Origin of the sequence: Desulfurococcus sp., assembly GCF_049970475.1 — an archaeon.
In the GTDB taxonomy this organism is placed as follows: domain Archaea; phylum Thermoproteota; class Thermoprotei_A; order Sulfolobales; family Desulfurococcaceae; genus Desulfurococcus; species Desulfurococcus amylolyticus.
Genome location: NZ_JBMFMW010000030.1, coordinates 1 through 11354, shown reverse-complemented (window position 1 = coordinate 11354; position 11354 = coordinate 1). Strand labels below are relative to the sequence as shown.

At 46.9% G+C, this 11354-nt stretch carries 11 protein-coding genes and 1 pseudogene; 3 read left to right on the top strand and 9 right to left on the bottom strand.

Annotation, left to right across the window (positions count from 1 at the left end):
- A pseudogene (locus tag ACP5N5_RS03110) lies at positions 1-211 on the bottom strand (TRM11 family SAM-dependent methyltransferase); the annotation flags it as partial.
- A gap of 19 nt (positions 212-230) precedes the next feature.
- Positions 231-1133 (bottom strand): ribose-phosphate diphosphokinase, encoded by a 903-nt coding sequence (gene prs / locus ACP5N5_RS03105; protein WP_423777191.1) that lies wholly within the window; start codon positions 1131-1133, stop codon positions 231-233.
- A 52-nt stretch (positions 1134-1185) separates the two neighbouring features.
- On the opposite strand from prs, the gene amrS reads away from it, so the two are divergent.
- Positions 1186-2268 carry an AmmeMemoRadiSam system radical SAM enzyme gene (gene amrS, locus ACP5N5_RS03100; protein WP_276813944.1) on the top strand — a complete coding sequence of 361 codons (1083 nt, stop codon included), beginning with the start codon at positions 1186-1188 and terminating at the stop codon, positions 2266-2268.
- A gap of 6 nt (positions 2269-2274) precedes the next feature.
- Positions 2275-3060 (top strand): ATP/GTP-binding protein, encoded by a 786-nt coding sequence (locus tag ACP5N5_RS03095; RefSeq protein WP_042667404.1) that lies wholly within the window; start codon positions 2275-2277, stop codon positions 3058-3060.
- Here ACP5N5_RS03095 and ACP5N5_RS03090 read toward each other — a convergent pair.
- Together ACP5N5_RS03090 and ACP5N5_RS03085 are read right to left on the bottom strand one after the other, a co-directional pair.
- Positions 3027-3635, bottom strand: coding sequence for an HAD family hydrolase (locus ACP5N5_RS03090; RefSeq protein ID WP_428132785.1), 609 nt, complete (start codon positions 3633-3635; stop codon positions 3027-3029). The two genes, ACP5N5_RS03095 and ACP5N5_RS03090, sit on opposite strands and share 34 nt — an antisense overlap.
- 2 nt (positions 3636-3637) lie before the next feature.
- Positions 3638-4621, bottom strand: a complete 984-nt coding sequence (locus tag ACP5N5_RS03085) for an isoaspartyl peptidase/L-asparaginase (protein WP_428132782.1) — start codon at positions 4619-4621, stop codon at positions 3638-3640.
- 156 nt (positions 4622-4777) lie between these two features.
- Between ACP5N5_RS03085 and ACP5N5_RS03080 the strand changes: the two genes are divergently transcribed.
- On the top strand, positions 4778-6127 hold the full coding sequence (locus tag ACP5N5_RS03080) for a hypothetical protein (protein ID WP_428132779.1): 1350 nt from the start codon (positions 4778-4780) through the stop codon (positions 6125-6127).
- A 41-nt stretch (positions 6128-6168) separates the two neighbouring features.
- On the opposite strand, the gene ACP5N5_RS03075 is transcribed toward ACP5N5_RS03080, so the two are convergent.
- Genes ACP5N5_RS03075 through ACP5N5_RS03055 form a run of 5 tightly spaced genes read right to left on the bottom strand, consistent with a single transcriptional unit; the run spans position 6169 to position 10962 of the window.
- A complete protein-coding gene (locus ACP5N5_RS03075) occupies positions 6169-7158 on the bottom strand; it encodes an ROK family protein (RefSeq protein ID WP_012608214.1) in 990 nt (329 codons plus the stop codon).
- 9 nt (positions 7159-7167) lie between these two features.
- On the bottom strand, positions 7168-8679 hold the full coding sequence (gene metG / locus ACP5N5_RS03070) for a methionine--tRNA ligase (RefSeq protein WP_428132774.1): 1512 nt from the start codon (positions 8677-8679) through the stop codon (positions 7168-7170).
- A gap of 49 nt (positions 8680-8728) precedes the next feature.
- The gene (locus tag ACP5N5_RS03065; RefSeq protein WP_428132770.1) at positions 8729-10246 is read right to left on the bottom strand and encodes a B12-binding domain-containing radical SAM protein; all 1518 of its coding nucleotides are present in this window, start codon (positions 10244-10246) and stop codon (positions 8729-8731) included.
- Position 10247: 1 nt separating this feature from the next.
- Positions 10248-10598 carry a hypothetical protein gene (locus ACP5N5_RS03060; RefSeq protein WP_428132767.1) on the bottom strand — a complete coding sequence of 117 codons (351 nt, stop codon included), beginning with the start codon at positions 10596-10598 and terminating at the stop codon, positions 10248-10250.
- Entirely contained in the window at positions 10588-10962 is a 375-nt protein-coding gene (locus ACP5N5_RS03055) for a MarR family transcriptional regulator (RefSeq protein WP_428132764.1), read from the bottom strand. The genes ACP5N5_RS03060 and ACP5N5_RS03055 overlap by 11 nt, the downstream gene beginning before the upstream one ends.
- Positions 10963-11354 lie beyond the last annotated feature (392 nt).

Below are 11354 nucleotides of genomic sequence, written 5' to 3'. Positions count from 1 at the left end.
CTAAGAGTAGCCCACCCTCCTTTATGTAGCCAGCCCTCCTCACTATCCTCTCAGCTATATCCCTGCATCTATGTCTCACTATACAGAGCATTGTGTAGCATGTTATAGCTACATCTCTACACTCGTATGCCTCGAGTAATGCCTTAAGCTCTCCTCGTCCAAGGGCCTCGTTGTCTCCTCTTAGCAGGAAGTAGTTAACTAATGCCTTCATACCCGGGACCACGGTTACCCTAGGCCTGGATTAACTCTCTCAACACGCTGGCTATCCTCGACGATATATCAACATACTCTACTAACGGGTGCTCCAGCCTTGCGCTAAGCGTGTTGGCTAATATTATTCTCTGGACACCCGCATCCATAATCCTCGATAACGCATTACCGATCATCAATCCATGGGATGCAGCGACAAATATTCTTCTAGCCCCCTGCTTCAAGAGGATCCTTGATGCCTCGGCGATCGTCCCACCCGTGCTTATTATGTCATCGACTATCACGACATCCCTTCCCTCGACGCTCGCCTCTCTAGGGGCATAGCTCACGGCCCCGGTCACCCTGTCCCTTGATTTAACCAGGTAATCGTAGTCTAAGCCAATGCTTTCAGCCGCAAACCTGGCTCTCTCCAAGGCACCTTTATCAGGGGCGAGGATGACCGGCTTATCCAGCTTATCCACCACTGCTTTAACAAGGAGGTCTGAGACAAGGATGTTTACAAGGTACGGCTTGAAATCGCTTAGCAGGCTATTGCTATGGAAGTCCACAACTACGAGCCTGCTATAACCGGCTGATTTAAGGATCCGTAACACTGTTGAGGCCGATACAGGCTCTCCCGGCATAAATACCTTGTCCTGCCTTGAGTAGGCCAGGTATGGTATTACCCCGATGAACTCTCTTGCCTGGTTCCTTGCCAGGGCGTCGGCTAGGATTAATAATTTCAGAAGGGATTGATCCTGCATAGGGTACATGGTTGAAATAACGAGGATCGTGGAATCCCTTACCTTATCCGGCTCCTCAAGCCTCACGTATTGCTCTCCGTCGGGGAACACTTTCTCCGTGATACCGATTACTTCGGCATTGACTCCCCTAGCTATATTGAATCCATCAGGGTAGTTACCGGTTACAACAGCCTTAATCAACACGAGTCACCAGTATATTATAATACGGGTCTAAACAATTTTATTTAAGAGGATGAGAAGCTTGAAGTTCTCCCCCGACCTACCATGGGTTAGGGAAGCAGATTTCTGGGAGCCCCTTGGAGACGGAAGGGTACGCTGTAACCTTTGCCATAGGAGATGCATCATAGTGCCGGGAGCCTATGGGGCATGCGGTGTTAGATATAATCATGAAGGCAGGCTCTACACGCTGGTGTATGGGCTGCTTACAGCGGCTAACCCAGACCCCATAGAGAAGAAGCCCTTAATGCACTTCAACCCCGGTGCATGCGCATTCTCTATTTCAACAGTCGGATGCAACTTCTACTGTAGATTCTGCCAGAACTGGGTGCTCAGCCAGTCAAGGAGGGATGGTGCCTTCGGGAAGCCATATGAACCCCGGGAAGTGGTTGAAGAGGCCTTAGGTAACGGCTGTGATGGAATAAGCTACACATATAATGAGCCAACAATATTCTACGAGTTCATGTACGATGTTGCAAGGCTCGCCAAGGAGAAGGACTTGTTCAATACGATGGTCACAAACGGCTATATGACACCTGAGGCCATTAGGAAGCTCGGTAAACTCATGGATGCGGCAACCGTTGACTTCAAGGCCTCAGGTAATAAGGAGTTCTATAGGAGGTACATGGGTGTACTGGATCCCTCACCAATATACGAGAGCCTCATCGAGATGAAGAGACAGGGTTGGTGGATCGAAGTGACGAGCCTCATTGTTCCAGGTGTCGGCGATAGAATAGAGGATACGGCGGGCCTTGCTAAATGGATTGCCGAGAACCTCGGGGAGGAGACGCCATTCCACCTCCTGAGATTCCACCCAGACTACCTGGCGCAGGATATCCCTCCAACACCTGTTAAGACGTTGGAGAGGCATGCTGAAGCGGCTAGAGAGGCGGGATTGAAGCATGTTTACATAGGTAATGTGTGGGGGCATCCCTTAGAGAATACCTATTGTCCTAGATGCGGCTCCCTTGTTGTGAAGAGAAACGGCTTCTATATTATCGATTGGAGGCTCGGAGAGGATTTTAAATGCCCTAAATGCGGTTATAGATTGAACTTTGCAGGAAGATTCCGCGGTAATAAGGGATACATGTATTGGTGACCCTAGATGCCGTACTTCGTGGTGGTGTTGGGAACCGCCGGAAGCGGTAAGACCTCGTTAACTAGTGCATTATACACGTATCTAACATCACACCAGCTTGATGCAGCAATAATAAACCTCGACCCGGCTGTCGAGGAGATCCCATATGACCCGGATATAGATGTAAGGGACTACGTGGATGCCCGTGAAGTCATGAGGAAGACGGGTTTAGGTCCTAACGGCGCGTTGATAGCATCCATAGATATGCTGATATCCAATATACAGGAGCTCCAGGACCTCGTAGATAGCTTGAAAGCGAATTACATATTGATTGATACCCCTGGCCAAATGGAGCTCTTCGCCTTCAGAGACACCGGCTCGATCGTGTTGAGATCCTTGATCGGTAATGCAAAAGCCGTCTCATTATATCTCATGGATTCTGTGCATATGGTCCGGAGCTCCAATATATTCTCATCACTACTCTTGGCGGCATCGACATATGTGAGGCTGGGATATCCCCAGGTAAATGTGTTGACGAAGACTGATCTACTTGGAGACGGAGTGTTAGAGGAGCTTTTAAACATGTTTGAAGACCCTGAGGCACTGGCTTCCATGATAGTTAATGATAGGGAGGCCAGTATGATATGGGATGAAACAGAGATCTCCCAGCTCCTCGAGAAACTATTGGTATTCGATATAGTACCGGTCTCCAACACCGCGGGAGAGGGATTTGATTCTCTTTACGCAGCGATACAGAGGGTTCTAGCTGGGGGCGAAGACTATTTAACAGAAGAGCCAAACCCGGTGTTGTAATGCTTCCGGCTCCTAGAGCACTCCAGCCTCAAGTACTCCAATATGCTGGCTAGTTCCGTGTATGATTTAACCCTATAGAACCTTATATCAGCCTTGATCGAGGCTTCTTCGTCATATATGGTATCCCCGATAAAAACTATCTCGCTGTACTTGGCCTTTAAATAATTCAACTGCTCAACCCTGTCAATAGAGTAGTCGCGTGTCACATACTCACTAATATAGTTTGTTAGGCACAGCTTCTCCAGCAGCGGTTCAAGAGTTCTCTTACTTCTATGGGTGGCTATCACTACTTTGAATCCATTCTCCACCATTTTTATTACTTCACTGATATTGGTGCTCAGTGAGCCGGGATCAAGGAGCCTTATGGAGTTTAACTCCTCCTCCTCAATCATTTCCCATGCCCGCTTCTTCTTCTCCACGGGTATATCTAGCCTGGAAAGCGATAGTCCAAGCGGCTTCAATTCATGGCTCACACCTAGTTCTTCCCTTATTCTCCTCCTGAGTTTATCGAAGTCTACTAGGCTTGGTATCAGTGTTCCATCTACATCTATGACTATTGTCTCGATACAGCTCATCACTAAACTACCTTTACCTTAACTGGGTGCTGTGATGCAACATATATTTCCCCATCATCCCTCATGTACCCTATTAGCATGCCATCAGTATTGTACGCATAGAATATCCTGCCATCCCTGCTTACACCGATGAATCCAAGTGCATCCTGCCCAACGGTTTTCTCAGTATAATACATTATCTTTCCGAGCGCCTCCTCGAGATCCATGCCGCCTGAGACCTCCATGTCTAGCCTCAGACATGGCATCACCCTTATAATGTATTCACCGATCCCTGTAGCACTGCAGGCTGTAGTGCTCGACGCGTAAAACCCGGCCCCAGGTATTGGTGTGTCCCCTACTCTGCCGGGGAGCTTCAATATGACTCCCCCAGTACTTGTTGCTGCTGCCAAGACTCCTTTTTCATCCAGCGCCACAGCCCCCACTGTATCGTAGACGTTTACAAGTTCCTTGAGCATAGTGTAGTATGAGCTACCATGCCTATACACGAATTCACGTATCTTCATATAGTAGTCCTGCTTCAAGTCTCCACCCAGTAGCTTCCTACCTGCCTGAATATATCTCTCAACAACGTGTGGAGGCGGTGGCGGCAGTGGTGGTAAACCCTTTAACACGGCTAATTCATCAGCGCTCCCGCCAGCCAGTAGTACATGGGGTGTCTCCTCCGCGACTATTCTAGCCAGTAGGATTGGGTTACGTGTAGCCTTCACAGCTGCGACAGCACCGAGGAGGCCTGTTGAAGTCATTAAACCGGCATCAAGGCTTCTCCCACCGAGTAGATCAAGGGTAGAGCCGTAGCCAGCGTTAAGGATTCCCGAGTCCTCCATGCATCTCACGGCCTCAACTACTGTGTTGAGGGCGTTATTGGATTCCCCGAGTATCCGCCAAGCACGCCTGGTACACTCCTCGATAACCTTCTCGGCTTTAACTCTAATAGATTCATCTCTCCAGCTTCCAGCCCCACCATGGAGAATAAGGGCCTTAACCATGTTTTCACCATCATAGTATAGATTGCCACTATAGTTTAAAACTCTAAGACAGCTATGAGTGAACCACCGTATTCCCATGGATTAGGATCCTTTATTAATAAATGTATTTAACTAGCTTCCAGATAAAGATAGATACCAGATTCGTGGTGAGAGCGAATGAGCAGTGTAGCCATGGGAAGCGACATCAACGACGAGTTATCCAAGGTCGTCTCCTCGGTCACATTTAAAAGGGAAAACCCCCTCATCCATATATTGCCAGGTATATTTATTGCTCCAGCAGTGTTAATCGTATTATACAACATCAATACAGTGTTAGACATACAGAGTATCCCTGCGACGCTGGCACCATCTACAGTGTTTATTCTCGCATATCTTATTTCCTCAGCGCTCTCATCATACTATCTACTATACTCTATTAAGAAACACCTCTATGAAAGCAGTGTTGTAACATACTACTTCACTCGTGGGAGAGACTTCAACGGGGCCCTACTATACATACGCAATGCTGTCACATCATCAACTCTTCCATCACCCAGTACAGGCATCCTCCTAGTGCTTCTCACAGGCGCTTACCCAGTTATACTAGTACTTGCCAGGAAGGCTGTTAGAAGACATGTGGTAGAGGAGGAGAAGGTGTTATTGGGCCGTAATTACTTCAGGGACTACTCGATAGCCGATATTGCTTTAGATTTAGCATTAACCGTGGCCACACTCGGCCTTTACGCATCATATTTATCATACAGGGTCATCGAGGAGTTCAACAACCATATCACACGTGTACACGGCACCCACCCAAATCCACCTGGCCCATTACAACAGGAGGTAACTGAGGGAGAGGGGGGTTCGCTGACTTCGCGTGTTATTGGAGTCGTGTTATTTATATTGGGGCTTACATGGGGTCTTGCCTATATGGGTGTACCATACAGCTTTGTCTCTAATCTATCACTAGGCCTGACATGGTTCGCGTTGAACCACATGCTGAGGGATAAAAGCTATCCATTCATACTCGCGGTGAACATAGCGCTAACCTATATATTGCTTATAGCAGGAGTGGCGACTGGTATAGCCGGCTACCCTGTTTACAGCGGGTTGTTTAAAGGTGTGTCAGAAAATATGAGAAGTATTGCTTCATCCACGTCGCTATACAGCCTAATAATAATGGTTTTCCTCAATAATCTCTCCATATCGATCCCATCGATTATTCCAATGGGTTCGCTTGCCCTTGCATCAGGGGTGGGTAATGCTGGGATAATAATTGGCTTGACGATTTACGGCCTCCCACTAGACACCGCTTTAAGAACGCTCTCCATCCTACTATATCCATACGCGATCACCGAGTTACTCGCGTACTCTATACTAGCATCCTCCGTTACAAGGCTGGAAACCAGTAGAAAGTATCTTGCAATAGTTTTAACAGGTATACTACTATTACTGTTAGCAGCGGTCCTAGAGGCGATCACCATAATACAGGTACGTGGTCCAACTACTAGTAGAAGCCACCTCTAGAGTGGAGCGTCAACTATATAGGGTTGTCCAGCGGGAAGCGTTTACTGAGTAGTTATTGATGACTGTAGCTTCAAGAGTTCCTCCGGGGGCTCGATAACCAGCGCTAATGCCCCGTATAATCCCACATCGTCCCCAAGCGTTGTTGGCTGTATCAGAGGCGGGGTTGTCACAATGTTTCTTTCTGCTTCCCTCCTTATGGGTTCAAGCAGTATATCAATGTTATTGATGAATACTCCTCCACCGATGATGACTACCTCTGGATCATATGAGTTTATCGCTGAAGCGAGTCCAGCTCCCGTTGCCTTAATAAATTGCTTCACCACCTCTAAGGCGAGGGGGTCATTGCTCCTGTATAGTGTAAATATATCTATACTTGTCACCTGCTCCCCTATTGAGATCCTCTTGGCGAGGAGACTACCTGAGGCTAGCCCTGGGTTCCTCTCAAGTAGCCACCTCGCTACTCTTGGTAAGTTTCTTCCACCAACGTAGGCCTCCCAGTGCCCGTAGCCGCCGCAACCGCACTTGAGTTCCGAGTTGTAGTCAACCACGATGTGACCTATTTCATGTGCGTTTCCCTGCTTGCCTAGTAAGAGATGATTATTCACTATTACACCGCCTCCCACACCAGTACTCAGCGTCACGTAGAGCAGGTTCTCGAAGCTTCTTCCAGAGCCAAAGTGCTTCTCTCCCCAAGCAGCGGCTACAGCATCGTTTACAACGTATACTCTCTTACCGAGCATTCTTTCCAGGGGTTCTAGTAGCTTTACTTCATTGAATAATAGATTAGGCGGCTTAACAATGACTCCCCTCCTTAAATCTAGTGGACCTATTGATGCCACGCCAACTGCTTCTACACTGTCTAGTATACTACTCCATTTCTCTCTAGCTTTAGCAACTATTGACTCAGCTATCGTTGTATTATCACCGGTTTTAGGTGTGGGAAAAACTATTTTATCAAGTATCCTGTCCTGACCGCACAGAGCTATCCTGGTTTTAGTTGCACCCAGATCCACCGCCAGATACCTGGCCATTCCTACCATCTATCCCTCTTGTTTAACCTGGATTTTTCTAAAGAGTATTGGTGCATCAGTGATGGTGTATCTCTCAGTTTTCCCGGGCTCCATGTTCACTGGGTTCTCTATTTCAAACCCGAATGCGGAGGCTAGTTTCGAAGATGCCATTGGCGTGAACGGGTGAAGCAGTATTGTTGTAACCTTGATCAGCTCCAGTAACGTATACAGCTCCTTGCTTGGATTAGACTTTTCCCAGGGCTTGGTTTCATTAATATATTGGTTAGCGTATCTAGCTATGTTCATCACGTGCTCTAGAGCCTTAGAGACCTCGTAACTCCTCATTGCATCGAGGTATGCCCCGATACCACTGCTAATTACATCGGCTACATTCTCATCAATACTCCTCTTATATACCTTGCCACCCATCTTTTTTAATGCTAGCGACCCAACTCTCCTAACCAGGTTTCCAAATGTGTCGGCGAGCTCTGTGTTATAGATGCTGTCAAGTAACTCGAAGGAGACCTCGCTGTCCTTATCGGTGTTAAATATCCTTGAGAGTAGGTATCTCACGCCGTCGCTACCATTATATCTCTCCACCAGTTCCTCTATAGATATCACATTGCCGATGCTCTTACTTATCTTTAGGCCCTTGCTGATCAGATATGAGTGAACTATTACCCTCCTCGGAGGAGGTATATCTAGTGCTTTCAGCATGGAGAACCATACGGCTGTATGGAACCATAGTATGTCCTTGCCTATTATATGATGCACGTTGCTCCAGTAGAGCGTGTTCTTCTCCTTGTCATCAGGATACCCTATCCCGCTGAGATAGTTCATTAAAGCATCGAACCACACGTAGATAACGTATTTGTCATCGAATGGAACCGGGATACCCCACCATACTCTTTCAACAGGCCTAGCCACCGAGACATCCCTTAGTCCCTCATTCCTTATCTTGGAGGCTACTTCTCTAGCATACTGGGACGGATACACTATATCTTGGTTCTCAAGTACATCCAGTAAGTAATCCTTGAACTCCGATAACTTGAAGTAATACGTCTCCTCCTCCAGGTACTCCAAGGGCTTGTTATGGATTGGACAGTAGGGCTTGCCCTCAACCTCCGTGTATTCGCCCGGTGAATAATACTTCTCACAGTCCACACAATACATCCCACTATACTTCGCCTTATATATCAAGCCCTTCCTGTATATGTAGTTAAATGCTTCCTTAACTGCTTTCTCATGGTAGGGATCAGTTGTCCTTATAAAATAGTCGTACGAGATATTCAATATTCTCCAGTACTCCCTGTACAGGTTGGCCATTTCATCAACATATTCCTTGGGGTGTTTTCCCGCCTTCTCTGCAACCCTCTGGATCTTCAATCCATGTTCATCATTACCGGTTAGGAAGAAGACCTTGCCACCAGTCAACCTGTGGAATCTTGCAAGCACGTCAGCGAATACTGTTGTATACGCGTGCCCTATATGCGGTGGTGCATTAGGGTAATATATCGGTGTAGTCACATAAAACACACTCATGTTAGACCGCCACTGAATCCTTATTCATTGAGAGTTGATTAATGTTGTCTCACTTTTTAATTATTTCCTCAAGCCTGCCGGCATACCTGTTTACCTGCTTCCTCACATATCCCATAAAATATTTGAGGAGGAGCTTTAATGGAGCATGGTATGGTTCACTGAAGTAGAACTTGTTCATTATATCCTCAGCCCAGTAAATAGTGTGATTATACATTGCGAGCAATGCATCAATATGCTCATGCTTCAAGTGGTCGCGTAGAAACCATGCATTATGCTTTAATGCACCCATGGGTACGAAGAACATTGGAACTATTATACTTCTATATGGTTTAAGCCTCTCAATCAACTCGATGGTTTTCGTGACGTCATCGGGTGTTTCACCAGGGATACCGAGGATTACCGTGGCAGCTGGGATAATCTTGTTTTCATGCATGATCCTGAAGGCATCTTCCACTACATTAGGCCACTCCTCGACAGGGTAGGGGCTTGACTTAGCCCTCATTATCTCATGTGCCAGCTTAACGCTTCCAGTCTCAATGCCCACCTCCACCCCGAGGAACCTACGGTGCTCATTCAACACTAGTTCATTCATTAATTTAGAGATGAGCTTATGGTTTTCCTCAGCGTACTTAACTGCTGCAAGGCTTGCATGGGACCATGCAAGACTCCTCTTCTCACCTATCCTCTCTAATACCTCGCGGTGGAGCCTTAATATTGGATCAGGTCTAGGTTTCACCCCGTCTGCATGGTATAGTAGTACATCCTCGCTATGCAGGATGGCGCCCTTCAACCCGCTCCTTATATTTACATCGATCTCGGCAAGTATCTTCTCAAGAGGAATAAACCTCAATGGTCTCAGTGTAACACTGCAGAATCTACACCCTCTGGGACAGCCACGCATTATCTCAACCAATCCATTAACACTAGCACCCTTTATAACAGGGATCTCGTTAACCCCGGGTACATCGCCTGCCCCCACGTACACATAGCGTGGCAACGGCTCATTCCTCAATGCCTTCTCAACAAGCTCTACTACAACCTTCTCTCCCTCTCCATCAACAATCGTGTCTACTCCCCATTTATCCATTAGTTCCAGCTCGTAGAGCCACTGCCATGCAGCCGGTCCGCCCACTATTATCTTTACCCCCTTCTCCTTCGCCTTCCTCACAACGGGGCTATTCATGAACCTGATAAAGCTCCTCCTATTAATCGGCTCCATCCCTGTTATGCTCCACCATTCACTGCTTGGAGGACCGTATGCAAAGTAATCGTGGTGGCTTAGCATCAGTATCTTCATCGAGTCCAAGTGTTTGTCTATGTGGTCTGGATCGATTATAGCGGCATTGAAGCCTGCATCCATCAGCACAGCCTCTATCTTTCTCATTCCATAAGGAGCCTCCCTGGGTCTCCCCGCATCATCCACCTTGACCTTGGGTGCTGCCAGCATCATCCACAGGGATTCCGGCATAGCTATCGGAGGTCCTGTAGCTATGAATCCCAGGAACTCCTTGCCGTGATGATTACTCATCATTGTTCGATCAGATGTGAGAACTATCTCGTACCCCATTTCACACGACCTCGAATAATACTTTACCATCTAGCCTTCTCAGTAGCTCTTCGAGGTTATCGCGTGTGGTTAAAACAAGGATGCTATCGTTGCAGACATGTTTCTCTAGTAGCTCTAGGGCCTCGCCTCTTGATTCAAGCTCGTATATAATTAATGAGTAGACATGGTTATTCAATATACTATCCTTTATTAATTCAAGTGGCCTAGTGCGGGCCTCCTTGTGGAGTATCAGGATTATCCTTCTACCCCCGCTTTTCATGGCATATTTGAGAACAATGTTCTTTAACTCCTCTACATTACTGTCGACTGAGTCAACTAGCACGGTTAGTGATTTACCACATTCACTTATCAATGAAGCCGCCTCCTTTACGTGCCGCCTTAATATTGCTCGCGATCTCCATGAAGTCCCTGATACCGCTTTCATGATGGGCTGCCTCCAGGGCTTCTACTAGTTTCTCTAGGTGCCTCTCCACACGCTTCACGAGCTCATCGATCTTAGCCTTGTAATAAGCCCGCTTCTTAACGATATTTACCTCTATTAATCCACTCGCCTCGAGCAGCTTCATGAGCTCCGAGGCCCGGCTCTTGGTGTAACCTGTTGCCTCACATATCTCCCTCAGTGTAAGCGCTTTATTACTGATTACCAGTATAGCAATTATCCTGGCCGTGTTGGGTTTCAACCCTATGGCGTTCAAAAGAGTTATCAGTCCCTTCACAGAGTACACCTTTGTCCGGTATTTCCCGAACGATCAGTATGTATAGAAAAGTTAATAAGCTTCTTCACCTGGTAAAGCATTAAGCGTTTCCTCTCTAATGATGTTTCTAGAGTCTTTAAGACCTAGGTCTAGTAGTTTCAGGAGTTTGTGTTTCTGTCGTGGTTCTCCATGCCGAGAATGCCCACTTCTCCATACTGAGAATTCCTTATTCTACAAACAAAGAATGAGGCATAAAAGAAGAAATCAAGAAAAAGAAAAACTTGTTGCTGGGTTAGTTTACCTGCTCGTTGACTAGCTGGTGTATTGATTGGTTCGTGTTTTTAAGTATCTTAATGAGGGGGGCAGAAACGTTTATTAAGGTCATTGAGGAAATTTTATAGACAGTTGGGATC

Coding starts and splice junctions, on each gene's coding strand:
- amrS (WP_276813944.1), top strand. CDS start 1,186: ATGAGAAGCTTGAAGTTCTCCCCCGACCTACCATGGGTTAGGGAAGCA.
- ACP5N5_RS03090 (WP_428132785.1), bottom strand. CDS start 3,635: ATGAGCTGTATCGAGACAATAGTCATAGATGTAGATGGAACACTGATA.
- ACP5N5_RS03085 (WP_428132782.1), bottom strand. CDS start 4,621: ATGGTTAAGGCCCTTATTCTCCATGGTGGGGCTGGAAGCTGGAGAGAT.
- metG (WP_428132774.1), bottom strand. CDS start 8,679: ATGAGTGTGTTTTATGTGACTACACCGATATATTACCCTAATGCACCA.
- ACP5N5_RS03080 (WP_428132779.1), top strand. CDS start 4,778: ATGAGCAGTGTAGCCATGGGAAGCGACATCAACGACGAGTTATCCAAG.
- ACP5N5_RS03095 (WP_042667404.1), top strand. CDS start 2,275: ATGCCGTACTTCGTGGTGGTGTTGGGAACCGCCGGAAGCGGTAAGACC.
- ACP5N5_RS03075 (WP_012608214.1), bottom strand. CDS start 7,158: ATGGCCAGGTATCTGGCGGTGGATCTGGGTGCAACTAAAACCAGGATA.
- ACP5N5_RS03065 (WP_428132770.1), bottom strand. CDS start 10,246: ATGGGGTACGAGATAGTTCTCACATCTGATCGAACAATGATGAGTAAT.